The 23,677-nt window shown below is 67.0% G+C and carries 24 protein-coding genes, 1 tRNA gene and 1 pseudogene; 11 read left to right on the forward strand and 15 right to left on the reverse strand.

The window, feature by feature from the left end; all coding sequences use genetic code 11:
- Positions 1-66: 66 nt before the first annotated feature.
- On the reverse strand, positions 67-1,539 hold the full coding sequence (locus tag LE197_RS04280) for a methyl-accepting chemotaxis protein (protein WP_003110283.1): 1,473 nt from the start codon (positions 1,537-1,539) through the stop codon (positions 67-69).
- Positions 1,540-1,677: 138 nt separating this feature from the next.
- The gene (locus tag LE197_RS04285; RefSeq protein ID WP_003160580.1) at positions 1,678-2,481 is read right to left on the reverse strand and encodes a TatD family hydrolase; all 804 of its coding nucleotides are present in this window, start codon (positions 2,479-2,481) and stop codon (positions 1,678-1,680) included.
- A 246-nt stretch (positions 2,482-2,727) separates the two neighbouring features.
- Here LE197_RS04285 and LE197_RS04290 point away from each other — a divergent pair.
- Together LE197_RS04290 and LE197_RS04295 are read left to right on the forward strand one after the other, a co-directional pair.
- A pseudogene (locus LE197_RS04290) lies at positions 2,728-4,157 on the forward strand (transglycosylase SLT domain-containing protein).
- Between the two features lie 98 nt (positions 4,158-4,255).
- Entirely contained in the window at positions 4,256-4,690 is a 435-nt protein-coding gene (locus LE197_RS04295) for a DoxX family protein (protein WP_003090958.1), read from the forward strand.
- A 166-nt stretch (positions 4,691-4,856) separates the two neighbouring features.
- Here LE197_RS04295 and LE197_RS04300 read toward each other — a convergent pair whose 3' ends face one another.
- From LE197_RS04300 to thpR, 3 genes are all read right to left on the reverse strand, one after another.
- A complete protein-coding gene (locus LE197_RS04300) occupies positions 4,857-5,879 on the reverse strand; it encodes a lipase secretion chaperone (RefSeq protein WP_023089273.1) in 1,023 nt (340 codons plus the stop codon).
- Positions 5,880-5,928: 49 nt separating this feature from the next.
- Entirely contained in the window at positions 5,929-6,864 is a 936-nt protein-coding gene (lipA, locus tag LE197_RS04305; protein ID WP_003143713.1) for a triacylglycerol lipase, read from the reverse strand.
- A gap of 195 nt (positions 6,865-7,059) precedes the next feature.
- Positions 7,060-7,608, reverse strand: a complete 549-nt coding sequence (gene thpR / locus LE197_RS04310; protein WP_073666715.1) for an RNA 2',3'-cyclic phosphodiesterase — start codon at positions 7,606-7,608, stop codon at positions 7,060-7,062.
- Between the two features lie 176 nt (positions 7,609-7,784).
- Between thpR and LE197_RS04315 the strand changes: the two genes are divergently transcribed.
- Positions 7,785-8,102, forward strand: coding sequence for a hypothetical protein (locus LE197_RS04315; RefSeq protein WP_003104187.1), 318 nt, complete (start codon positions 7,785-7,787; stop codon positions 8,100-8,102).
- Positions 8,103-8,114: 12 nt separating this feature from the next.
- On the opposite strand, the gene greB is transcribed toward LE197_RS04315, so the two are convergent.
- From greB to LE197_RS04330, 3 genes are read right to left on the reverse strand one after another with little or no spacing between them, the layout of a single operon-like run.
- Positions 8,115-8,621: a transcription elongation factor GreB gene (greB, locus tag LE197_RS04320; protein WP_003104185.1), complete on the reverse strand. Its 507-nt coding sequence runs from the start codon at positions 8,619-8,621 to the stop codon at positions 8,115-8,117.
- 51 nt (positions 8,622-8,672) lie between these two features.
- A complete protein-coding gene (locus LE197_RS04325; protein ID WP_196752273.1) occupies positions 8,673-11,165 on the reverse strand; it encodes an ABC transporter permease in 2,493 nt (830 codons plus the stop codon).
- An 8-nt stretch (positions 11,166-11,173) separates the two neighbouring features.
- Positions 11,174-11,857, reverse strand: a complete 684-nt coding sequence (locus LE197_RS04330; RefSeq protein ID WP_003090949.1) for an ABC transporter ATP-binding protein — start codon at positions 11,855-11,857, stop codon at positions 11,174-11,176.
- A 10-nt stretch (positions 11,858-11,867) separates the two neighbouring features.
- Between LE197_RS04330 and tesA the strand changes: the two genes are divergently transcribed.
- The 3 genes from tesA (at position 11,868) to LE197_RS04345 (ending at position 13,856) form a co-directional block, all read left to right on the forward strand.
- Positions 11,868-12,473, forward strand: a complete 606-nt coding sequence (gene tesA / locus LE197_RS04335; RefSeq protein WP_003114753.1) for an esterase TesA — start codon at positions 11,868-11,870, stop codon at positions 12,471-12,473.
- A 55-nt stretch (positions 12,474-12,528) separates the two neighbouring features.
- A complete protein-coding gene (locus LE197_RS04340; protein ID WP_003090947.1) occupies positions 12,529-12,807 on the forward strand; it encodes a hypothetical protein in 279 nt (92 codons plus the stop codon).
- A gap of 77 nt (positions 12,808-12,884) precedes the next feature.
- On the forward strand, positions 12,885-13,856 hold the full coding sequence (locus LE197_RS04345; protein ID WP_003090946.1) for a L,D-transpeptidase family protein: 972 nt from the start codon (positions 12,885-12,887) through the stop codon (positions 13,854-13,856).
- A 123-nt stretch (positions 13,857-13,979) separates the two neighbouring features.
- On the opposite strand, the gene oprI is transcribed toward LE197_RS04345, so the two are convergent.
- Both oprI and LE197_RS04355 read right to left on the reverse strand, forming a co-directional pair.
- Entirely contained in the window at positions 13,980-14,231 is a 252-nt protein-coding gene (gene oprI, locus LE197_RS04350) for an outer membrane lipoprotei OprI (RefSeq protein ID WP_003090944.1), read from the reverse strand.
- Positions 14,232-14,647: 416 nt separating this feature from the next.
- Positions 14,648-14,737: transfer RNA gene (locus tag LE197_RS04355), tRNA-Ser, on the reverse strand.
- A 155-nt stretch (positions 14,738-14,892) separates the two neighbouring features.
- Between LE197_RS04355 and earP the strand changes: the two genes are divergently transcribed.
- Entirely contained in the window at positions 14,893-16,023 is a 1,131-nt protein-coding gene (earP, locus tag LE197_RS04360) for an elongation factor P maturation arginine rhamnosyltransferase EarP (RefSeq protein WP_003119868.1), read from the forward strand.
- Positions 16,024-16,065: 42 nt separating this feature from the next.
- Positions 16,066-16,632, forward strand: a complete 567-nt coding sequence (gene efp, locus LE197_RS04365; protein WP_003090942.1) for an elongation factor P — start codon at positions 16,066-16,068, stop codon at positions 16,630-16,632.
- 87 nt (positions 16,633-16,719) lie between these two features.
- On the opposite strand, the gene ohrR (LE197_RS04370) is transcribed toward efp, so the two are convergent.
- From ohrR (LE197_RS04370) to LE197_RS04380, 3 genes are all read right to left on the reverse strand, one after another.
- On the reverse strand, positions 16,720-17,148 hold the full coding sequence (gene ohrR, locus LE197_RS04370; protein WP_003104171.1) for an organic hydroperoxide resistance protein OhrR: 429 nt from the start codon (positions 17,146-17,148) through the stop codon (positions 16,720-16,722).
- Positions 17,149-17,292: 144 nt separating this feature from the next.
- The gene (gene ohrR / locus LE197_RS04375; RefSeq protein WP_003090940.1) at positions 17,293-17,748 is read right to left on the reverse strand and encodes a hydroperoxide stress response transcriptional regulator OhrR; all 456 of its coding nucleotides are present in this window, start codon (positions 17,746-17,748) and stop codon (positions 17,293-17,295) included.
- A gap of 85 nt (positions 17,749-17,833) precedes the next feature.
- Positions 17,834-18,790 (reverse strand): LysR family transcriptional regulator, encoded by a 957-nt coding sequence (locus LE197_RS04380; protein WP_003104167.1) that lies wholly within the window; start codon positions 18,788-18,790, stop codon positions 17,834-17,836.
- Positions 18,791-18,890: 100 nt separating this feature from the next.
- Here LE197_RS04380 and LE197_RS04385 point away from each other — a divergent pair, with 100 nt between their 5' ends.
- Positions 18,891-19,640, forward strand: a complete 750-nt coding sequence (locus tag LE197_RS04385; protein WP_003114755.1) for a sulfite exporter TauE/SafE family protein — start codon at positions 18,891-18,893, stop codon at positions 19,638-19,640.
- A 1-nt stretch (position 19,641) separates the two neighbouring features.
- On the opposite strand, the gene LE197_RS04390 is transcribed toward LE197_RS04385, so the two are convergent.
- Positions 19,642-20,496 carry a LysR substrate-binding domain-containing protein gene (locus LE197_RS04390; RefSeq protein WP_003090936.1) on the reverse strand — a complete coding sequence of 285 codons (855 nt, stop codon included), beginning with the start codon at positions 20,494-20,496 and terminating at the stop codon, positions 19,642-19,644.
- Positions 20,497-20,592: 96 nt separating this feature from the next.
- Here LE197_RS04390 and LE197_RS04395 point away from each other — a divergent pair, with 96 nt between their 5' ends.
- Together LE197_RS04395 and LE197_RS04400 are read left to right on the forward strand one after the other, a co-directional pair.
- Positions 20,593-20,826 (forward strand): DUF1127 domain-containing protein, encoded by a 234-nt coding sequence (locus LE197_RS04395; protein ID WP_003104163.1) that lies wholly within the window; start codon positions 20,593-20,595, stop codon positions 20,824-20,826.
- An 82-nt stretch (positions 20,827-20,908) separates the two neighbouring features.
- The gene (locus LE197_RS04400; RefSeq protein ID WP_003110986.1) at positions 20,909-22,117 is read left to right on the forward strand and encodes a winged helix-turn-helix domain-containing protein; all 1,209 of its coding nucleotides are present in this window, start codon (positions 20,909-20,911) and stop codon (positions 22,115-22,117) included.
- Positions 22,118-22,157: 40 nt separating this feature from the next.
- On the opposite strand, the gene LE197_RS04405 is transcribed toward LE197_RS04400, so the two are convergent.
- The gene (locus tag LE197_RS04405; RefSeq protein WP_003104160.1) at positions 22,158-23,504 is read right to left on the reverse strand and encodes a class II 3-deoxy-7-phosphoheptulonate synthase; all 1,347 of its coding nucleotides are present in this window, start codon (positions 23,502-23,504) and stop codon (positions 22,158-22,160) included.
- Positions 23,505-23,677 lie beyond the last annotated feature (173 nt).

Here is a 23,677-nt window from a genome sequence, read left to right on the forward strand (position 1 = left end):
GGCGGGGTGCGGCAGCGCGGCGAATGATTCCTGCCTATCCGGGCGATAGGCAGGTGCGCCTGCGGATCAGAGGCGTAGCTGGCCGATGGCGCGGGTCAGATCGCCCGCCAGGTCGACCAGTTGCTGACTGGTGGCCGCCGACTCGACGGTCTGCTGCACGGTGAGTTCGGTGACGTCGCGGATGCCCACCACCGAACGGGTCATCTCTTCCGCGACCTGGCTCTGCTGTTCCGCGGCGACGGCGATCTGCGTGTTGCTTTCACGCATCTGCGCCACCGCGTTGGCGATCGCCGCCAGCGCCTCGCCGGCGTCGCCGGCCTGGCTGACGCAACCGTCGGCCTTGAGCGAGCTTTCCTGCATGAACTCCACGGCGTCGCGGGTACCCGACTGCAGGGCGAGGATCATCTGGGTGATCTCGTCGGTGGAGTCCTGCACGCGACGGGCGAGGTTGCGCACCTCATCGGCCACCACCGCGAAGCCGCGGCCCATTTCCCCGGCCCGCGCGGCCTCGATGGCGGCGTTGAGGGCAAGCAGGTTGGTCTGTTCGGCGATGCCGTGGATCACGTTGACCACGCCGCTGATCTTCTGGCTGTCCTCGGCCAGCTTCTGGATCATCTCGGCGGTGTCCTGGACGCCCTGGGACAACCCGGCGATCGACGCGCTGACCCGGCTCACCGCCTGCTGGCCGGCGCCGGCCAGGCGGTCGGCTTCCTGCGACTGGTCACGGGTGTCGGCGGCGTGCTGGGCGATATGGAAGACCGTGGTGGACATCTCGTTGATCGCGGTGGCGGTCTGGTCGGTCTCGCTCTGCTGGCCGAGCATGCCCTGGCGTACCTGGCCCATGCTGCGGGCCAGCGCCTGGGCGCCTTCGTCGAGCTTGGTAGCGGCCGCGGCGACGGTGCCGACGATGCGCTGGTAGCCGGCCTGCATGGCGTTGAAGGCACTGGCCATCTGGCCGACTTCGTCGCGTCCCTGCAGCGGTACGCGAGCGGACAGGTCGCCGCTCTTCTCGACGTGCAGCATCACGTCCTTGAGGGTATGCAGGTGGGTGAGGATGAAGCGGATCAGCAGTTGCGAGGCCGCCAGCAGCGCCAGCATCAGCACCAGCACGGCGACGGCGTAGGCGCCGGCCCGGTCGGCGAAGACCTGCCACAGGTCGCTGGCCGGGGCGAGCACGGCGAAGCGCTGGCCGGAGCCGGTCTGGCCGACCCAGGCGCCGAGCAGCGGGGTATCGCCCTGGCGCGCGCCGGACAACTCGATCCAACCCTGCCCCTTGCCCAGCGCCTGGGCAGCGGTGCCGCCCAGGCTCGCGGCCTGTTCCAGCGGCAGCAGGTTGCTGCGGGCGGGCAGGGCGCTGCCGGCTGGCCAGCTCTGAACCAGCTCGCCCTCGGCGGCGGCGGCGCGCTGGGCGGAAGCGTTGCGCCCGGCGGCTTCCTGCTGCATGGCGAACAACACCAGCAGCAGGGTGGTGAAGAAGGCCACCGCGTTGACGGCCCAGAACTTGTATTTCAGTGGAATGTCGCTGATCCAGGTGCCCATAGGGGGATTTCTTCTTATCGGCAAGCTAATGGCAAGGCGCCATTATCTTGAAAGCTGAGTAAGGGGCAATCGTTGATGCGGGTCAACGAGACCGTTCGTCAGCTTAGCGGCCGATCCGCCGGGAGCTTGAGGGCGATCTCAGTCGATCGTCGGCAGGCCGAAGAACTCCCGCGCCGCGGCGCTGGTGTGAGCGGCCAGGCGCTCCGCGCTCTCGCCGCGATGGCGGGCCACGCAGTCGAGCACCTCGACCAGGTAGGCCGGCTCGTTGCGCCCGTTCTTCGGCTTCGGCCGCAGGCTGCGCGGCAGCAGGTAGGGCGCGTCGCTTTCCAGCATGAGACGGCCGACCGGGATCTCGCCTACCAGATCATGCAGGTGGGTGCCGCGGCGCTCGTCGTTGATCCAGCCGGTGATGCCGATGTGCAGGTCGAGGTCGAGGTAGCCATACAGCGCCCGGCGCTCGCCGGTGAAACAATGTACGACGGCGGCCGGCAGGCGATCGCGGAAGTCGCGCAGGATCGCCAGCAGGCGCTCGCTGGCGTCGCGTTCGTGGAGGAACACCGGACGCTGTAGCTCGACGGCCAGTGCCAGTTGTTCCTCGAGGGCCTTTTCCTGGGCCGGACGGGGAGAGAAGTCGCGATTGAAGTCGAGGCCGCATTCGCCCACCGCGCGTACCCGCGGGTCGTCGAACAGGGCGCGCAGGCCGCGAGCGGTGTCGGCGTTCCAGTGGCTGGCCTCGTGGGGGTGGACGCCGGCGGTGGTAAACAGCCGGCCGCCCTCGTCGAGTTCTCCGCAGAGCTGCAGCGCCTGTTCGCTGTCGGCCAGGCTGGTGCCGGTGATGACCATCTGCACCACCCCGGCGGCGCGCGCGCGGGCGAGCAGTGCTTCACGTTCCGGGGCGAAGCTGGCGTGGGTCAGATTGACGCCGATATCGATGAGTTGCATGGTGCCTTCCTGGAATTCGCAGCGAGGCGGCGCCCCCTCGATCGCGCCGGACCCGCCGGGGGATGGGTGGCAAACCGCTTGTAGAACAATCCGTTATAATCGCAGATCGGGTTCTTCGGCGCCCGGATTATCTACCCAATGCCTCCGTTTGCAGCCGCTGTCGGAGAGGAACTTGCCAAGACTGCCATGCTCTGATTGATCCGGTCCCCCGGAGAGGGACATCGAGCCTGGCCTCTGGAGACCTGGATGACGCGTCTGTTGCTGCTTTCGCTTTGCCTGCTGGTGCTCGCACCCTTGCCGGCGGCTGCGCGCATCACCGGCCAGCCGGACAACTGGCACAGGGAACAGCCGGAGACCCGCGACCTGGCGAGCATCCGCCGCGCTGGCGTGCTCAAGGTGCTGGTCAACCAGAGCCGCAACAGCTCGGGCGAGGTGAAGGGCGAGCCGATCGGCGTCGAGTACCGTCGCCTGCGCGCCTTCGAGCAATACCTCAACAGCCGTTCGCCGTCCGCGCGGAACCTCACCCTCAAGCTCATACCCAAGCCCAAGGACCAGTTGCTTGCCGCCCTGCAGCGTGGCGAAGGCGACCTGGTCGCCCCGGCGAACTGCTGCCGGCGCACGACGGCCTGCAGGTCAGCCCGAGCGCGCCGGTGCGCGCCGATGTGCCGCTGGTGCTGGTGGCGCGCAAGGGCAACCGGCGCTACACGCGCCTGGAGCAGTTGTCCGGGCGGACCATCCCGCTGCCGGCCGGCAGCGCCGCCGAGGGCGCCATCGAACTGGTCAACCAGCGCCTGGCGCAACGCCGCATGGCACCGATCCGGATCGAAAAGCTGGACGCTTCCCTGGCCGTCGAGGATGTGATGGAAATGGTCCAGGCAGGCATCCTCGGCTTCACCGTGGTCGAGCAGCCCATCGCCGAACGCTGGGCCAAGGTGCTGCCGAAGCTGCGCGTCGACCGCCACCTGGTGCTGGACAATCGCGCCGACATGGCCTGGTACGTGCGCCGCGATGCCAGCACCCTGCGCGCGACCATCGACCGCTTCCTCGCCGACTACCGCGCGCCGGCCGACCAGGACGTGGCTTTCCAGCGCGTCTACCGGCGCGCCTACAAGGTCCGCAACCCCCTCGGCGCGGCGGACCGCAAGCGCCTGGAAGCGGTCCGTCCACTGCTGCAGCGCTACGCGCGGCAGAGCAGCATGGACTGGCTGGCGCTGGCGGCGGTGGCCTACAAGGAGTCGCATCTGAACCCGAAGGCGCGCGGTTCCGGCGGCGCCAGCGGGCTGATGCAGATCACCCCGGCGGCGGCGCGCAGCGTCGGGGTCGGCAATGTGCACGACAAGGACAGCAACGTGCTGGCCGCCAGTCGCTACCTGACCAAGATCCGCAAGCAGTTCTTCTCCAGCAAGCACCTCGACGAACGCGAGCGCCTGGCGTTCACCCTGGCGGCCTACAACATGGGCCCGGAGCGGGTACAGAACCTGCGCACCCAGGCGCGTCGCCGGGGGCTCGATCCGAATCGCTGGTTCTTCCAGGTCGAGCGGGTGGCTGCGGAAGAGATAGGCATGGGTGTGGTGAGTTATGTCAGCAGCGTCAACAAGTACTACCTTGCATATGAGCGCGAACGGGTTCGCCTGGAGCCCGGGGTGCGTGCGAAGACGGCGACGGCTCAAAAATAATCTATAAATTCGATATTGATAACGCGTTTTTTACGGTTTTAATATCGAATTATCTTGCCTATAGTGTGCCCATCTTATCCCACACCTGAGGACGCACCATGAATCCACTGATCAAGACCATCCTGTCGACCAACGCCGGTGCCGGCCTGGCCATCCTGCGTATCGTCACCGGTCTTACCCTGATGTCCCACGGTTCGCAAAAGCTCTTCGGCATGTTCGGCGGCGCCGGCCTGAACGGCATGGCGCAGTGGTTCGAATCCATCGGCCTGACCCCTGGCTACCTGCTGGCGACCCTGGCCGGCAGCGCCGAGTTCTTCGGCGGCCTGGCGCTGGTGATCGGCCTGCTGGTGCGTCCGGCGTCGGTGGTGGTGGGCTTCACCATGATCGTGGCGATCTTCAGCGTGCACATCGGCAATGGCTTCTTCATCACCGACAACGGCTATGAATATGCCCTGACCCTGCTGATGATCAGCGTGGCGCTGCTGATCGATGGCGCCGGCAAGTTCTCGCTGGACGGCAAGCTGTCCCGCTGAACCGGGCTGGCGACGAAAAAGGGCGGACACCTTCGGGTGGCCGCCCTTTTTCGTTGCGGCGCGCAGCACAGGTTTCCGCCTCGCCGGCCACGCCAGGGCTGCACCCCTGAGGGTAGCGTTATCCGCCGAAGCGCCCTTCGCCGCGTTCTCGGCGTTTCCGTGCCGGTCAGCGCTGCTCGGCCTGGCGCATCTGTTCCAGCGCGCCCAGGCGCAAGCGTTCCTGTTCGCTGAAGCGCTCCTCGGCCAGGCGTTCGACCGCCGCGCGGCGGTCGGCTTCGCTCAGCCCGGCATTGCCTTCGATCCGGCTCTTCTCGGCGAAATAGTCGTCCAGCCGGCCCTTCCAGGCCGAGCGTTGCCGATCGAGTTGCTCCAGGCGGGTGGTGGCTTCGGCGCCCACCAGTTGCTGACGCATCTGGCGGATGGCTTCCGGGCCGGCGCCAGCGGCCTGGAGGGCGGCGGTCTGCTGCTGCAGTTCGCTTTGCAGTTGCGGCAGCACGCTTTCCTGCTGGTCTTCCGGCAGGCTGGCGCGCAGGCGGTCGATGGCGGCGGCCTTTTCCTCGGTGCTGAGCTTGCCATCCTGGCGGATCGCCAGGCGCTCCAGGGTGAACTGGTTGTAGGTTTCCTCGTCGGCGAAGAACGCCACGTGCGCTTCGTTGCTAAAGATCCGCGCGCGCAGGGCTTTCACCGCGGCTTCCCGCTGGCGCAGGGCGTCGAGGTCGGCCAGGCGCGGCAGGTCGCGTTCGAGCAGCACCAGTTCCTTCTTGTAGTCGATGTATTGCTGCATCAGCGCCAACGCCTGGCCGCGCGCCGGCTCCTGGAGTTCGGCGGCGATGTAGGCGCGCAGGCGGTCCAGGCTTTGCTGCAGGGGCTCTTCGCCGACGGCGCTGAGGAAGTAGTCGAACAGGTTGCGGATGTCGCGGGTGATCAGCAGGTTGCCGCTGGCGTCGACACTGAAACTGCCATCGACGCTGGTGCCCCTGAAGGAGGTTGGCAGCGGCGCGACCTTGGCCGGCATGACCTGAGGGGCCGGCACCGCTTCTCCCGCGGAGGCTGCTGGCGGGGCGCGGTCTGCGCCCGCCTGCGGGCTGGCCGGGGGCGCCGTCTCGGGGACGGGGGAAGGTTCCAGCCAGACGAACCAGGCCAGGCTGGCGGCGAACGCCAGTGGAATCAGCAGGAGGATTTTCTTCACGCGAGGGGGCTTCCGGGAAAGGGCCGGGGCCGAGGCCCCGGCCGGGGTCCTACAGGCTGGCGTTCTTCAGGCGGTTGGCGTGCTGGCGGTAGACGCTGACCGGGCTGGTCTCGAACAGGCTGGTGAGGCCGAAGACCTGGTTCACCTCGTCCAAGTGGTTCATCCGGTAGTTGTCGCGGATCACCATGCCCAGGTGCGAACTGCAGGTGCCGACCAGGCCGTCGTTGGCGGTGCCGTTCTTGAAGGTCAGCGACGAGGCGCCGAGGAAGGCGTCGCTCGGATCGAGGAAGTTGGTCAGCGGCGAGGAACCGCTCCAGGAGTAATAGCTCACGCCGTTGACCTTGTAGGCGCCTTCGCCGCAGGCCGAGGTGGGGACGCCCTGCGGGTACTTGGCGTTGAAGCGCGCGGCCCCCTCGCTGTTCAGCGACTCCAGCGAGCCCAGTGAATTCTGCGTACCGGTGCTGCCGCTGGAAAGGAAGCTGATCAGCGCGCCGAGGCTGTTGACCAGCCCGGAGAGGATTGCCTCGCCGGCCGAACCCGGTGGGATCTGGCGCAGGAAGTCGGCGGTGTCCGAACCCTTGTGCGGGGCGCCGACGCTGGTGGCGGAAGCGATCAGGTCGGGACGTACGGCGGCGACGTAGCGGATGGTCGGCCCGCCGTGGCTGTGGCCGATCAGGTTGACCTTGGGCTGGCCGCTGAGGGCGACGATTTCCTCCACCTGTTGCAGCAACTGCTCGCCGCGGACTTCCGAGGTGTCCAACTGGCTGACTTCGGTGACGTAGACCTGGGCACCGTCACGGCGCAAGGCGCTGGGAATGCCGAACCAGTAGTCGACCCCGAGGATGTTGTCGAAGCCGAGCATGCCGTGGGCCAGCACGATGGGGTATTTGGTCTGGGTGTAGGTGCTGGCCTGGATCAGAGGGCTGGCAGCGAGAGAGGCGAGACCGATGGCCAGGCCGAGGGGGAGCAGAGACTTCTTCTTCATGTTGTTCTCATCTCAGGTTGATGGGGCCGAGGGGCGCGTCCTGCCAGCCATCGCCCGAATCCTTCCGGGAGAACCGCTTCGCTGTCCCTTGCGCAGGAACCGTGCCAGCTTCGGCTTTTTTCCTCCAGGCCAGGAAATCCGCGGCTTCCTGGCGGCCGGTCATAACCTGCGTGGCAGAGCGGAAGAGGCGGGTTGTTACGGCGCGAAACGCTCGTTTGAATCTTCCCCGCACAACGCCCAGCGACCGAGTGTGCGGTAGTGCACGCCCGCGGCGTCGTTTTGCGAGCAAAACAGGCTGAAATGGTCGACCTGCCATACGAAGGTTGGGGGTGGCGGGACGTCCTCCAGCGGCGCGGCATCGCGAGCCAGGGTCAGATGGGCGCTGAATGGGCGGGTTTCCACGGGCAGCTCCAGTTCGGCAAGGCCGGAGCGCAGGGCGCGGCGCAGGCGCAGGAGGGCGCCGGGCGGTTGGCTGGGGGCCAGCAGCAGGATGCCGTTTCTCCAGCGCAGCAGGCGGTCGAGATACAGGTCGAAGGGCGCGGCCTCGATGGCCGCGGCCATGTCCAGCAGGGCCTCGAGCCGAGCGGACGGGACCTGCCCGAGGAAGGCCAGGGTCAGGTGCAGGTTCGCCGTCGCCACCTGGCGTCCGGGCAGTGGCCGGTCATCGCGCCACCGGCCGATCCGCTCGGCGAGGGGAGGTGGGCAGGGCAGGGCGAAGAACAGGCGAAGAAAGCGATCGGGCATGGGCGCCTCCGCGTGTTTCTTGACAGTCTCCATGCGGCTTTTCTAGGATGCGCGTGCGCCGATTTAAACAGCAACTTGCGGGGCGCCCGGCAGCAGCCGAAATACCGCTAAAGCGCTGGCTCGGTGTTGCCTCTCACCGCTGTCCAGCGGGACCGAAGAGGCGGAGACATGACGTCATGACCTGTCCCAGCACGCAATTGCGCCTGGCACCCATCACCACCGGCCTGGTCCGGCGGAACCCGAGGATTCTCCTCAGCGGCCCGCACCAGCCGACCCTCGTCCGTTACCTCGAAGGCTGGCCGAAGCGCTGGAACGGTTCGCGTACCTTCCTTATCCAGTTCGCCCAGGACGGCAAGGACCTGGCGCGCTTCCCCAGCGACGCGTTCGACTTCGCCGTGGTCCAGGCCCCCGAGGCGGAAGACCTGGACCTGGTGGTCCGGCAACTGATCCGGGTCGCCCGCCAGGGCCTGATCACCCGCCGCATCCTGCGCTGAGCGCGTAGCCTCTCAGGGCGCCGGCGGATACTCGATCTCGACGACGAACCAGAGCTTTTCCCCGGCCGGGGTGCGCACCAGCACCTCGGCGTCCAGCTCCTTGCCGACCAGTGCGCGGGCGAGCGGCGAGTCGATGCTGATCTGGTTGTTGCGCAGGTCCAGTTCGTCGGGGCCGACGATGCGATAGCGGGCCTGCTCGCCGTCTTCGTCTTCCAGGGTCACCCAGGCGCCGAAGTACACCCGGTTCGGATCCGCCGGCCGCTCGCCGACCACTTTCAGGTTCTCCAGGCGCTTGCGCAGGAAGCGCACGCGACTGTCGATCTCGCGCAGCATCTTCTTGCCGTAGATGTATTCGGCGTTTTCCGAGCGATCGCCGAGGGCGGCGGCTTCGCTGACCGCCTGGGTCACCTGGGGACGGCGCACGTGCCAGAGTTCATGCAGCTCTGCGCGTAACCGCGCGGCGCCCTCCGGAGTGATCAGCGGGGTGCCGGTGGTGCGCGGTGGACGATAGCGACTCATGGTTCGGGTGGTTCCACAAATGAACGGATGAAAGCCTGCCAGTGTATCCGATCAGCCCTCGCGCAGGACCCGCAGCGGGCTGCTGTTGAGGGCGCGACGGGTGCCCAGCAGGCCGGCGCCGCCTACCAGCACGGCGCCCACCAGAGGCAGCGCGAGCAACCAGGGATGCGCTTGCCACGGCAGGTCGAAGACCAGTCGGTAGAGCAGCAGGCTGACCGCCTCGCAGCCGAGCGCCGCGAGCAGGCCGCTGACTGCGCCGAGCAGGGCGAACTCGACCCGCCGGGTACGTTGCAGCAACTCGCGCTCGGCACCCAGCGCGCGCAGCAGGGCACCCTGGCGCACGCGCTCGTCGAGAGTCGCCTGGAGACCGGCGAAGAGCACCACGAAGCCCGCCGCGAGAACGAACACCAGCACGTACTCCACGGCCAGGGTGACCTGGTCGAGGATGCTCCGCAGCTGGCTCAGCAGGGCGTCTACCGGCAGCAGGGTGACGGTGGGGAAGGCGCGGGCCAGTTCGATCAGGTCGCGTTCCTGGCTGGCCGGCAGGTAGAAGCTGGTCAGGTAGGTCACCGGCAGGTCGGTCAGGGTGCCGGGCTGGAAGACCATGAAGAAGTTCGGCTGGAAATTGTCCCACTTCACCTTGCGCAGGCTCTGGACCTGGACCTCGCGATTCTGCCCGGCGACGCTGAAGGTGAGCCGGTCGCCGACCTGGATACGCAGGTTGGCGGCCAGCTTCTCTTCCACCGACACGCCCGGCAGGGCCCCCGGCTGCGGCGCGCTCCACCAGCGTCCGGCGGTGAGCTGGTTGCCGGAGGGCAGTCGCTCCGACCAGGTCAGGCCGAGGTCGCGCTGCAGGGCACGCTCGCTGCGCACGTCTTCGTCGAGCGCCTGGACCGGCTTGCCGTTCACCGCTACCAGGCGCCCGGGAACCATGGGGAACAGCGGCTCGGCGCCGGGGGAGAGCTTTTGCACGCGACGTTCGAAGGCTTCCTTTTCCGTCGGCAGGATGTTCAGGGCGAAATGGTTGGGGGCGTCCGGCGGCAACTGGGCCTGCCAGGTATCCAGCAGTTCGCCGCGAAGCAGGGCGATCAGGGCCATGGCCAGCAGGATCAGGCCGAAGGCCAGGCTCTGTCCGGCGGCGGCCAGCGGGTGCCGCAACAACTGGCCGAGTCCCAGCCGCCATGGCAGGCTGGCACGCGCCAGTGCCCGGCGCAGGCCGTTCAGGCCGAGCAGCAGGAGGGCGCCGAGCACCAGCGTGGCGACCAGGCCGCCGCCGAGCAGGGCGAGGGTCAGCTTCAGGTCGAGACTCAACCGCCACATGATCAGGCCCAGGGCGAGCAGGGCGCAGGCGTAGGCCATCCAGGTGCGCATCGGCACCGGCAGCAGGTCGCTGCGCAGGACCCGCAACGGCGGTACCCGGCCCAGGGCTGCCAGCGGCGGCAGGGCGAAGCCGGCCAGCGCTACCAGGCCGGTGGCGATCCCGGCGAAGGCGGGGAACAGGCCGCCGGCTGGTACGTCCGGCGGCAGCAGTGTGGCGAGCAGGCGGAACAGGCCGAGCTGTGCCAACCAGCCGAGCAGGGCGCCGATGGCGCTGGCGAGCAGGCCCAGCAGCAACAGTTGCAGCGCGTAGAGGAGCAGGGTTTCGCTGCGCGACAGACCGAGGCAGCGCAGCAGCGCGCTGGCGTCGTAGCGCCGTGCAGCGAAACGGGCGGCGGACAGCGCCGCGGCGACGCCGGCGAGCAGCACCGCGGCCAGGCTGGCCAGGTTCAGGTAGCGCTCGGCACGGCCGAGGGCATCGCCCACCTGGCGGTTGCCGTCGCGGGCATCCTGCAGGCGCTGGTTGGCGGCGAGGCTGCCCTTGACCTGCTGGCGATAGGCCTGGAGGGCTTCCGGCGGGCCTTCCCACAGATCGCGGTAGCGCACCCGGCTGCCCGGCTGGACCACCCCGGTGGCATCGAGGTCGGCCAGGCTCATCATGGCGCGGGGCGTCAGGCTGTAGAAGTCGCCGGCGCGGTCCGGCTCGTAGGTAAGGATGCGCGCGATGCGCAGCGGCTTGCGGCCGATCTCGATGCTGTCGCCGACCTTCAGGTCGAGGCTGACCAGCAGGCGCGATTCGACCCATACCTCGCCCGCCTGCGGACGACCGCCGGCCTGCTCGGCGGCGAACGGCGCGGCAGCGCTCTTGAGCTGGCCGCGCAGGGGGTAGCGGTCGCCGACCGCCTTGATGCTGCTGAGCTGGATGCCCTGGTCGGTGGCGATCACGCTGGAAAACTCGACGCTGTCGGCGTGGCGCAGGCCCAGACGGGTGCCGCGTTCGATCTGTTCGGCGCTTGCCGGCTGGGTACCGTTGAGCACCAGGTCGGCGCCGAGGAACTCGGCGGCGCGGGCGAGCATGGCGCCGTTCAGGCGGGCGCTGAAATAGCCGATGGCGGTGCTCGAGGCGACCGCGATCAGCAGGGCGAAGAACAGCACGCGCAGCTCGCCGCTGCGCGACTCGCGGAACAATTGGCGACCGGCGAGGCTCAGCAGGCGGGAGAGGGGCACCGGCTTCATCAGGGTTCAACCCGGTCGATCAGGCGTCCGCTTTCCAGACGGATCAGGCGCCGGCAGCGATGCGCCAGACGCTCGTCGTGGGTAACCAGGACCAGGGTGGTACCGCGTTCGCGGTTGAGTTCGAAGAGCAGGTCGCTGATCCGCTCGCCGGTGGCGCTGTCGAGGTTGCCGGTGGGTTCGTCGGCGAACAGCACGTCCGGCTCCGCCGCGAAGGCACGGGCAATGGCGACCCGCTGCTGCTCGCCGCCGGAGAGCTGGCGCGGATAGTGGCCCAGGCGTTGGCCGAGGCCGACTCGCTCAAGCAGTTCTCTGGCGCGCTGGCGAGCGTCGGCGCGGCCTTCCAGTTCCAGGGGCAGCATCACGTTCTCCAGCGCATCGAGGCTGTCGAGCAACTGGAACGACTGGAACACGAAGCCTACATGGGCCGCGCGGACGCGCGCCCGCTGGTCCTCGTCGAGGTCGCCGAGGGCGTGCCCGGCGAGACGGACCTCGCCGCCGCTGGGCTGGTCGAGCCCGGCGAGCAGGCCGAGCAGGGTCGACTTGCCGGAGCCGGAGCTGCCGACGATCGCCAGGCTGTCGCCGCGGGCGAGGTCGAGGGAGAGGTCGTGGAGGATGGTCAACTTGCCTTCCGCGCTACCGACAACCTTGCTAAGGTTCTGCGCGTTGAGAATGCTGGCGCTCATGGAGGTTCCGATGCGTGCATTGCTGTTGAGCGGCTGCCTGGCCCTGGTCCTGCTGACCCAGCAGGCCGCGGCGCAGACGCTGTTGGTCGTGGGCGATAGTATCAGCGCCGCTTTGGGACTGGATACCAGCCAAGGCTGGGTCGCCCTGCTGCAGAAGCGCCTCGCCGACGAAGGTTACGACTACCGGGTGGTGAACGCCTCGATCAGCGGCGACACCTCCGCGGGTGGCCTGGCGCGCCTGCCGGCGCTGCTTGCCGAGGAGAAGCCGGCGCTGGTGGTGATCGAGCTGGGAGGCAACGACGGGCTGCGCGGAATGGCACCGGCGCAATTGCAACAGAATCTTGCCAGCATGGCGCAAAAGGCCCGGGCGGAAGGAGCGAAGGTGCTGCTGCTGGGTATCCAGTTGCCACCGAACTACGGCCCGCGCTACATCGAGGCCTTTTCCAGGGTCTACGGCGCGGTCGCGGCGCAGGAAAAGACCGCCCTGGTGCCGTTTTTCCTCGAAGGGGTCGGCGGGGTCCAGGGGATGATGCAGGCGGATGGCATCCATCCGGCGCTCGCCGCCCAGCCGAGGCTCCTGGAAAATGTCTGGCCGACGCTGAAACCGCTGCTTTGAGACTTCCCCGGGAAACCGCTTTCGGCTAAGGTTGCGCACCCCTCAGGAGCCCCCCATGCCGCGTCCCGCCTGGACCCTCTACGCCTATCAACTGATCGAGCCCGACGATCAGCTGGACCTGTTCGCCTGTCGCGAGGTCCGGGTGCATGTGGTGGCGCGTCAGCTGGAGCTGGATACCCCGGCGGACCGCACGCTTTGCGGCAAGCTGCTGCCGGCCCAGCCGCGCTGGCAGCCGCTGGAACGGGCGCGTCTGCGCGACCGGCTGCTGTGTCCCGATTGCCGGAAACAACTGGAGGCGGAAAAGCGTGGGGAGCGCCTGTCCTGGTTGGTCTGAGCCCTCCCGGTGAAACCTGGCGGGGTGTTACACTGTCTTTCCTACTCCTTCATCGCACTCGCCAAGGATTCTCCGGAATGTTGTCGCGCGTACCCGTTGTCTCACTGTCTTTCGCCGCGCTGCTTTCGGCCGGCTCCGCATCGGCCCTGGAACTGCAGCTCCCGCCTCCGGGCGAGGACGTCGTCGGCCAGGTCCAGGTGATCAAGGCCAAGTACGAGGACACTTTCGCCGACCTCGGCGAGCAGTACAACCTGGGCTACAGCGAAATGGTCGCCGCCAACCCCGGTGTCGATCCCTGGCTGCCGGGCGTCGGCACCGAGGTGATCATCCCTACCCGCTTCGTGCTGCCGCCTGGCCCGCGCGAAGGCGTGGTGATCAACCTGGCCGAATACCGCCTGTACTACTACCCGAAAGGGCAGAACGTGGTGCACACCTATCCGCTGGGCATCGGCCGCGAGGGCTGGGGTTCGCCGATCGCGAACACCCGCATCACCGCCAAGACCAAGGACCCGGCCTGGTATCCGCCGGCCTCGATCCGCGCCGAGCACGCCGCCGATGGCGATCCGCTGCCGACCGTGGTGCCGCCGGGCCCGGACAATCCGCTGGGGCCGTACAAGCTGACCCTGGGCGTGCCGGGCTACCTGATCCATGGTTCGAACAAGAAGTTCGGCATCGGCACCCGCACCAGCCATGGCTGCTTCCGCATGTACAACGCCGACGTGACCCACCTGTTCTCTATGATCAGCGTCGGCACCAGCGTGCGTATCATCAACGAGCCCTACAAGTTCGGCGTGAGCAACGGCAAGGTCTACCTGGAGGCGCATACGCCGCTGAACGACCATGGCGACCCGTCGGTGGTGGACAAGCACACCGCGGTGATCAACACCCTGCTCAAGCGCGACGACCTGGCCAAGCGTATCCAGTTGAACTGGGACGTGGTCCGCGAAGTGGTGGCCTCGGAGGATGGCGTGCCGGTGGAAATCGCCCAGGAATCGGCGCCGGCGATGACCGCGACGGTGGATAGCGATCCTACCCAGCTTACGCCCTGACGGAGAGCGTCGAGGCAGAGGCCCGCGTACCCGCAAGGGACGCGGGTTTTTTCATGCCCGGCGAAACGCAGGCATAAAAAAACCGGCCCCGAGGGACCGGTTTTCAACAGGTCGTGAGACCTATTACTTGCGGCTGGCTTTTTCCAGCATGCGCAGGGCACGCTCGTTAGCCTCGTCAGCAGTCTGCTGAGCTTTCTGAGCAGCGCCCAGAGCTTCGTCAGCCTTGCGATAGGCTTCGTCAGCGCGAGCCTGAGCACGAGCAGCTGCGTCTTCGGTAGCGGTCAGACGAGCTTCGGTTTCTTTGGAGTGGCTGCTGCAACCGGTGGCCAGAACAGCAGCCAGAGCCAGAGCAGAGAATTTCAGAACGTTGTTCATCGTGTTCCCCTTAAGGTGGACATTTCCATAACAGCAATCTCCCCAGCCGGGGAAATTAGCCGGCTACATACTACCCATTACTTGTAGTAAGTAAACTGACCAAGCGCAAGCCGAGCAACTTTTTTTTTAGTCCCCCCGACTTTAGCAGTAGTTGGAGTGTCGTTTGTTCAAAAAATATCCAGCGTGCGGCGCAAGTAAGCAATTTCCCGGACCTTGGGTAGAGTTGCTGCAAGAGGCGGGGGATGAGGGCTGCCGGGTTGTCGAGAATGTTCCGCCGGAGTGGCTGGCGCTTATCGACTTGGCGGGGAGTGGCAAGTAACAACTAAGTTGCCAGCATGTTGCCGGAAATGCCGTAAGTATTGGTGCGGAAATGAAAAAGGCCCGGCTAACTTGATTAGCCGGGCCTTCTTGCGATCTGGCGGTGAGGGAGGGATTCGAACCCTCGATACGGTTTCCCGTATACACACTTTCCAGGCGTGCTCCTTCAACCACTCGGACACCTCACCAGGTTCTCGACAGCGCCGTGTCTGTCGAGGCGCGCAATTTACTCGAACATTTCCCGCTTGGCAAATATTTTTTTAACTTTTTCATCGGCTTAGGTCGTCGGAGGAAAGTCCGCGGGGTGCCTTGGTAGACTGCCGGGCACGAAGAGGAGAGGCGGATGGCGAGCTGGGACATTTTCTGTAGCGTGGTCGACAACTATGGCGACATCGGCGTCACCTGGCGCCTGGCTCGCCAACTGGCCGCCGAGCACGGTCAGGCCGTGCGCCTGTGGGTGGACGAGCCGCAGGCCTTCGCCCGGATCTGTCCGCGGGCGGACCCGGTGGCGCACGTGCAGTGCCTGGATGGGGTCGAAGTGCGTGCCTGGGGCCGGCCGTGGGCACCGGTGGCGGCCGCCGATGTGGTGATAGAGGCCTTCGCCTGCGAACTGCCGGAGGCGCACCGGCAGGCCATGCGCGAGCGCAAGCGGCCGTCCCTGTGGCTGAACCTGGAGTACCTGAGTGCCGAGGAATGGATCGGCAGTTGCCACGCATTGCCGTCGCTGCAGGCGTGCGGGCTTTCCAAGTACTTCTTCTTTCCCGGGTTCCGCGAGCCCAGTGGCGGCCTGTTGCGCGAGGCCGGCCTGCTGGAACGTCGGCGCCGTTTCCAGGCCTCCGTCTCGGCGCAGGATGAGTTTCTCGCCTCCCTCGGCGTGCGGCGGAAGGTTGGCGAGCGACTGATTTCGCTGTTTGCCTACGAAAACCCGGCGCTGCCTGGTTGGCTGGAACAACTGCGCGACGCCCGCCAGCCGAGCCTGCTGCTGGTGCCGGAGGGGCGGGTGCTGGCGGATGTCGCCGATTGGCTGCGGGTGGCTACCCTGGCCGTCGGGGACGTCCACGTGCGCGACGCGTTGCGGGTCCAGGTGCTGCCGTTCATGGCGCAGGACGACTACGATCGCCTGTTGTGGTGCTGCGACCTGAACGCGGTGCGCGGCGAGGATTCCTTCGTTCGCGCGCAGTGGGCGGGACGGCCGCTGCTCTGGCACATCTATAGACAGGAAGAGGAGGCGCACCTGGCGAAGCTCGAGGCATTCCTCGAACTCTATTGCGCCGGCCTGCCCGCCGACCTGGCGGAAAACCTGCGCACCTTCTGGCTGGCGTGGAACGCCGGCGGTGGACTTGCCGGGGCCTGGGAGGGGCTGGAGAGGCAACTGCCCGAGTGGCGTCGGGAAGCGCAGCGCTGGGCCGACGAACAGGGCATGCGTCCGGATCTTGCGGCAAGGCTGGTGCAATTTTACGCAGATTGGCTATGATACGCGGCCTGATTTTTTGTCTTTCATCCATCGGATATTCGTATGAAAACCGCTCAAGAGTTCCGCGCCGGCCAGGTTGCCAACATCAATGGCGCTCCCTGGGTCATCCAGAAGGCCGAGTTCAACAAGTCCGGCCGTAACGCTGCCGTCGTCAAGATGAAGCTGAAGAACCTGCTGACCGGCGCCGGTACCGAGACCGTGTTCAAGGCCGACGACAAGCTGGAGCCGATCATCCTCGATCGCAAGGAAGTGACCTACTCCTACTTCGCCGACCCGCTGTACGTCTTCATGGACAGCGAGTTCAACCAGTACGAGATCGAGAAAGACGATCTGGAAGGCGTGCTGACCTTCATCGAAGACGGCATGACCGACATCTGCGAAGCCGTGTTCTACAACGACAAGGTGATCTCGGTAGAGCTGCCGACCACCATCGTTCGCCAGATCGCCTACACCGAGCCGGCCGTCCGCGGCGACACCTCGGGCAAGGTGATGAAGACCGCGCGCCTGAACAACGGCGCCGAGCTGCAGGTTTCCGCGTTCTGCGAAATCGGCGACTCGATCGAGATCGATACCCGCACCGGCGAGTACAAGTCCCGCGTCAAGGCCTGATCCTTTCGTGCGACGAGAAAAAGCCCGGCATTCGCCGGGCTTTTTCGTTTCCGCTGTCCGCCGCCGCGGCGCGGAGAGTCGGAAGCTTCAGACCGACACGTTCAGGCGTACGTCGATATTGCCGCGGGTAGCGTTGGAGTAGGGGCAGACCTGGTGGGCGGCGGCTACCAGCGCTTCGGCGGCTTCGCGCTCCAGGCCCGGCAGGTTGATGTGCAGTTCGACCTCCAGGCCGAAGCCGCCGGGAATCTGGCCGATGCCGACCTTGCCGGTTATCGAGGCGTCGGCGGGAAGGGTCTGCTTGCGCTGGCCGGCAACGAACTTCAGGGCTCCGATGAAGCAGGCGGAGTAGCCGGCGGCGAACAGTTGTTCCGGGTTGGTGGCCGCGCCGCCCTGGCCGCCCAGTTCGCGCGGAGTGCTGAGTTTCACGTCGAGCACGCCGTCCGACGATACCGCACGGCCGTCACGGCCTCCGGTGGCGGTTGCGGTTGCGGTGTAGAGAGCCTTGATGGTTTGCATGAGGGTCACCTGTCTGATTTGTACGTTAAGTTCTTGCGCGCTAAGTAAGTGCGTGAAGTGAAATTTATCGTCATGTTATTTTGTGCGCAAGATAAATCGTTGGAAGATTTGGCGATAAAAACCAGTCAGGTAGGTATAAGCCCCTCAATCCGGTGCTTGCAGGTTGCCGCGCAGGGCCAGCAGCTCATCCTTTAGGGCGACCAGTTGTGGCAAGTCGAGGCCGGTACTCTCCAGGATGCAGGCGGGAATGCTCTCGGCCTGTCGCTGCAGGGCGCGGCCCTTGTCGGTCAGGCGCAGCAGGACTACCCGCTCGTCTTCGCTGCTGCGAGTGCGGGTAATCAGACCTTCGCCCTCCAGGCGCTTGAGCAGAGGCGTGAGCGATCCCGGGTCGGTAAGCATGCGTGCGCTGATTTCGCCCACGGTCAGGCCGTCGCGTTCCCACAGCACCAGCATGGCGATGTACTGCGGATAGGTGAGGCCGAGCGCTTGCAGCAGGGGCTTGTAGACCTTGGTCATCTGCAGCGAGGTGGAATACAGGGCGAAGCACAGCTGGTTGTCCAGCTTGAGCTGCTCGCAAGGGGTGGTGGGCAGTCGGGACATGGCTGTCTTCCAAGTAAGTAGGGCACTGTGCATGAATTTAGCGTAGTGGCTATTGGCTTTCCAGGTTTCCCGCCGGGTGGTGTCCTCAGCGCTCGCCGAGACGCTGCTGCAGGGCCTGGTCCCAGGGCGGCGGAAAGCCGAAGCGCTCGCGGAGGAAAGCCAGCAGCAGACGGGTTCGCGAACTGGCTTCGCGTTCCAGGCGCAGGGCATAGATACAGGTGGGCTCGGCGGCGGGCAAGCCGTCGTCGCAGAACAGCGCCTGCAGTTCGCCGCGCAGCAGGTACTCGCTGCACAACCAGGTCGGCAGGTGGGCTATGCCGAGGCCGGCCAGCGCCGCGTCGACCATCGCTTCGGCGTTATTGGTGGCCAGCCGCGCCCGTTTCGGCCGCAGGTGCTGGAGCTTGCCGTCGTGCTGGAAGCGCCAGGCATAGGGTGGCGACAGGTTGTCCCAATCGATGCCGGCATGCTCCGGCAGTTCGCCTGGGGATGCGGGAACGCCGTGTTCGCGCAGGTATTCCGGGCTCGCGCAGACCACCCGCACCATCGGCGCCAGCGAGGTGGCCACCAGGCGGCTGTCGGGTAGCGGGCCGGCGCGCAACACCAGGTCGACCTCGCCGAGATGTTCGCCCTGCAGGTCGATGAAGCTGCCGATCAGGCGCAATTGCACGTCGAGGCCGGGGTTGGCCTTGAGGAAGTCGGCGACCGCCGGGGCCAGGTGGCGGCGGCCGAAGGGCACCGGCGCATCGATACGGATCAGGCCCTGCGGCGCGGTGCTCAGGGACACCGCTTCGGCACGGGCCAGGCGCAGTTCGGTGACGATCCGCCGGGCGCGGTCGGCGAAGGCCAGGCCGGCCGGAGTAGCGCGCACCGCATGGGTGGTGCGCACCAGCAGAGTGCTGCCGACGGCGCGTTCCAGGGCGTCCATCCGGCGCGCCACGGCGGACGGGGTGAGCGGGTGCTTGCGCGCAGCGGCGGAGAAGCTGCCGCCATCGAGGACATCGAGGTAGAGAACGAACTGTTCGCTGAGGGTATCGGGCAACATGCTCATGCCTTTGCGTAATTGGCATAGCCATTGTGCTTTCTTGTGCGTTTCCCATCCAGCCACGCTTGCCTAGCATGGAGGCGACGAAAGAGGGGCTGACATGCTGGATGTATTTCTCGATTTCCTGCTGGGGATGGTGCTCGGTTGCCTGGGCGGTCTGTTCGGGATAGGCGGCGGCTTGCTGGCGATCCCGGCGCTGGGGGTGATCTTCGGTCTCGACCAGCAACTGGCGCAGGGTACCGCGCTGGTGATGGTGGTACCGAACGTGGTGCTGGCGTTGTGGCGCTACCACCAGCGCAACCGCATCGATCCGCGCCAGGCCGGAGTCCTTGCCCTGACCGGCCTGCTTTGCGCGTTCCTGGCGTCCAGCGTGGCCGCGCGGATCGATGCGGCGCGGATGCGCGAAGCGTTCGTGATCTTCCTCCTGGCGCTGGCCGGCTACATGTTCTGGCGCCTGTTCCGGCGCCCGCCGCAGGGCGGCGCGACGCCGCGCTACGGTTTGCCCTGGATGGGCGTGCTGGGCCTTGGCGCGGGCTCGCTCGGCGGGCTTTTCGGGGTCGGTGGCGGGGTGCTGGCGACACCGGTGCTGACTTCGGTGTTCGGCCTCGCCCAGGTCGTCGCCCAGGGCCTCGCGCTGGCCCTGGCCGCGCCGAGCACGGCGGTGGCGCTGGGGACCTACGCCATGCACGGCCATGTCGACTGGCGGATGGGGATCCCCCTGGCGCTGGGCGGCCTGCTGAGCATTTCCTGGGGCGTGAGGCTGGCCCACGCCTTGCCCGAGCGCAGCCTGCGCATGGCCTTCTGCGCCTTCCTCGCATTGTGCGCGGTGCTCCTGCTGGTGCGCGGTTGAGTCAGAGACGGAAGCCCTCGCCGATGTATTCGGCGAGCTTCTCGGTGACCGGTGACTGGCTGTGCGGGTTGCGCATCAGCATGATGCTGGCCGAGGGCAGGGCGGGCAGGCCCTCGCTCTCGTCGAGGATGCGCAGGTTGCCGGTGAGCAGGCTGCGCAGTTGCACGGTCACGGCGAGGCCGGCGCTGACCACCGCGAACAGCGCCGACAGGCTGGGGCTGCTGTAGGCGATGCGGTAGTCCAGTTCCGCCGCCTCCAGGGCGTTGCAGGCCCAGGCCCGGCAAAAGCAGGTGGTGTTGAACATGGCCAGCGGGATCGGCCGCTGGTCGTGGGGGCAGAAGCCCTCGGCGGCCATCCAGACGAAGGGCTCCTGGCGCAGCAACTGGCCGATCTCGGTGCCCGGCTCGCGGGTGACGATGGACAGGTCGAGGTCGTTGCGCGCCAGCAGGTTGAGCGAGGTGTCGCAATGCACCTCGACCTGCACCAGCGGATAGGCTTCGGCGAAGCGCGACAGGATCGCCGGGAGGAAGCGCATCACGTAGTCGTCCGGGGTGCCGATGCGCACCGAACCGACCATGTGCGGGCGGCGCAGGGTGTTGAACACCTCGCCGTGCAGCTTGAGGATCCGCCGGGCATAGCCGAGCAGCACCTGGCCTTCGGCGGTGAGGCGGGTCTGCCTTCCGTCGCGCTCGAACAGCGAGCGCTGCAGGACGTCCTCCTCGAGCCGCTTCATCTGCATGCTGACCGCCGACTGGGTGCGATTCACCGCCTCCGCGGCGCGGGTGAAACCACCGTGCTCGGCGATGGCGACGAAGGTGCGGAGCAATTCCGTATCAATGCCGGGCTGGTAGCTCATTCATCAATCTCCAAGATGCATTGCATAAGAATGATTCGTTGGATTGATCCTATGCTTGGCGGGACACTGTGCCTATCCCGAACGGAGGGCAAGACGATGAAAGGTCAACAGGATTATTTCGGCAGTCACTTCCACGCTGCATCCCATCCCGCCTCGACCGCTGCGCCGTCGTTGTGGCGTCGCTGGCGGCGCTGGTTGCAGTTGGCCCGCGAGCGCCGGGAACTGCTGAGGATGAGCGACGAAGCGCTGAAGGACCTCGGCCTGAGTCGGGCGGATATCTTCCAGGAGGGCGAGCGGCATTTCTGGGACGACCCGCTGCGTCGGCATTGAGCGAACCGCAGCGGCGCGCCAGGCTGGCACGGCGGCGGAGGCGCGATAGACTCGCAGTCTCCTTCATCGACTGGGGCGCTCCATGAGTCTTTCGCTTTCCCTCGCCGAAGCCCGCCGCCTGGCCCTGGCCGCGCAGGGCTTCGACGGCCGGCGGACGCGCCGCAGCGTGCAGCGGCGGCATCTGCGCGAAATGCTCGCGCGCCTTGGCCTGTTGCAGATCGATTCGGTGAATGCGCTGGTGCGCTCGCACTACCTGCCGCTGTTTTCCCGTCTCGGTCCCTACTCCATGACGCTGCTCGACGAGGCGGCCTGGAGTGTCGGCCGTCACCGCCAGTTGTTCGAATACTGGGGGCACGAGGCCTCGCTGCTGCCGCTGGAACACTACCCGTTGATGCGCTGGCGGATGCGCCAGGCCGCCGACGGCCAGGGCATCTACCAGCAACTGGCACGTTTCGGCCGGGAACAGCAGCCACTGATCCGCCAGGTGTTGCAGGCGGTGCGCGAGCAAGGTGCGCTAGGTGCCGGCAGCCTGAGCACGCGGCAGGAGCGGGCCGGTCCCTGGTGGGACTGGAGCGCGGAAAAGCATGCGCTGGAATGGCTGTTCGCCGCCGGCGAGCTGACGGTGGCCGGACGGCGCGGCTTCGAGCGGCTCTATGACCTGCCGGAGCGGGTGTTTCCCGCGGAATTGCTGGCGCGCCCCGAGCTTTCGGAGGCACAGGCCCAGCGCGAGCTGTTGCGGATGGCGGCGAGCGCCCTGGGCGTGGCCACCGAAAAGGACCTGCGCGACTACTATCGGCTGAGCCCGGCGCAGAGCCGCGCGCGCCTCGCCGAACTGGTGGAGGCTGGCGAGCTGCTGCCGGTCCGGGTCGAGGGCTGGAGCCAGCCGGCCTACTGCCCCGGCGAACCGCAGGTGCCGCGGCGGCTAGGCGCCAGTGCCTTGCTCTCGCCCTTCGACTCGTTGGTCTGGGAGCGGGCGCGGGCCGAGCGCCTGTTCGATTTCCGCTATCGCCTGGAGATCTACACGCCGAAGGAAAAACGCGTGTACGGCTACTACGTGCTGCCATTCCTGTACAACGGCCGTCTGGTCGGCCGCGTCGACCTCCGCGCCGAGCGGGCGCGCGAGCGCCTGGCGGTGCATGCGTTGCATGCCGAGGCGAACGGCATGGACGATGCCGCCCTGCACGAGCTGGCCGAGCAACTGCGCAGCATGGCCGCCTGGCTGGGCCTGGCGACGGTGGCGATCGAGGGGCGCGGGGAGTTGGCGGTACGCTTGCGCGGGGTGCTGCTCTAGCGAGCGCTCCCGCCGGGCGGCGGGAGCGGCCGCGGCGCGCTCAGCGGCGCACCTGCTTCAGGGTTTCGGCGATCAGGAAGGCCAGCTCCAGCGACTGGTCGGCGTTCAGCCGCGGGTCGCAGTGGGTGTGGTAGCGGTCGCTGAGGCCGTCTTCGGTGATCGGTCGCGAACCGCCGATGCACTCGGTGACGTTCTGCCCGGTCATCTCGATGTGGATGCCGCCGGCGTAGCTGCCTTCGGCCTGGTGCACCTCGAAGAACTGGCGGACTTCGGCGAGCACGCGGGCGAAGTCGCGGGTCTTGTAGCCGCTGGAGGCCTTGATGGTATTGCCGTGCATAGGATCGGAACTCCACAGCACCTGGCGGCCCTCGCGCTGGATGGCCTGGATCAGGCGCGGCAGGTGGTCGCCGACCTTGTCGGCACCCATCCGCACGATCAGGTTGAGGCGGCCCGGATCGTTGTCCGGGTTGAGAATATCGATCAGGCGGATCAGCTCCTCGCTGTCCATGCTCGGCCCGACCTTGACCCCGATCGGATTGCCCACGCCGCGCAGCATCTCGACATGAGCGCCGTCGATCTGGCGGGTGCGGTCGCCGATCCAGAGCATGTGCGCCGAGCAGTCGTACCACTCGCCGGTCAGGCTGTCGCGGCGGGTCAGGGCTTCCTCGTAGTTCAGCAGGAGCGCTTCGTGGGCGGTGAAGAAGCTGGTTTCGCGGAGCTGCGGCGCACTGTCCAGGCCGCAGGCGCGCATGAAGGCGAGGGTCTCGTCGATGCGGTCGGCGAGTTGCTGGTAGCGCTCGGCCAGCGCCGAGTTGGCGATGAAATCGAGGTTCCAGCGGTGCACCTGGTGCAGGTCGGCGAAGCCGCCCTGGGCGAAGGCGCGCAACAGGTTGAGGCTGGCGGTGGACTGGTGGTAGGCCTGCAACAGGCGCTCCGGGTCCGGCACGCGGCTCTTCTCGTCGAAGCCGATGCCGTTGACGATGTCGCCGCGATAGGCGGGCAGGGTCACGCCGTTCTGCGTTTCGTCGCCGGAGGAGCGCGGCTTGGCGAACTGGCCGGCCATGCGCCCGACCTTCACTACCGGGCAGCCGGCGGCGAAGGTCATTACCACCGCCATCTGCAACAGTACCTTGAAGGTATCGCGGATCTTCGCCGCGGAAAATTCGGCGAAGCTTTCCGCGCAATCCCCGCCCTGGAGCAAGAAGGCGCGTCCGGCGGTGACTTCGGCGAACTGCCGGCGCAGCTCGCGAGCCTCGCCGGCGAAGACCAGCGGCGGGTATCCGGCGAGGGTCTGCTCGACCCTGGCCAGGTGCGCGGCATCGGGGTACTCGGGTTGTTGCTGGATCGGCTTGGCCCTCCAGCTCTCGGGGCTCCAGGACTGGCTCATCTACGACTCTTGGCAATGCTCGGGAAAGCGGATTGCGGCATGGTAGAGCAGCTCGCCGCAGCGCCGCCAGCGATCGTTGCAATAGCGGAAATCCATCGTCGGGCCGGCTTTGCTATGCTGCGGTGCTTTTGCCGGAGCGCCTGGCGATAGCCGGCGAAGCGGCGGGGGGAGGT

The sequence above is a fragment of the Pseudomonas sp. PS1(2021) genome, from assembly GCF_020405165.1.
Lineage (GTDB): Bacteria > Pseudomonadota > Gammaproteobacteria > Pseudomonadales > Pseudomonadaceae > Pseudomonas > Pseudomonas aeruginosa.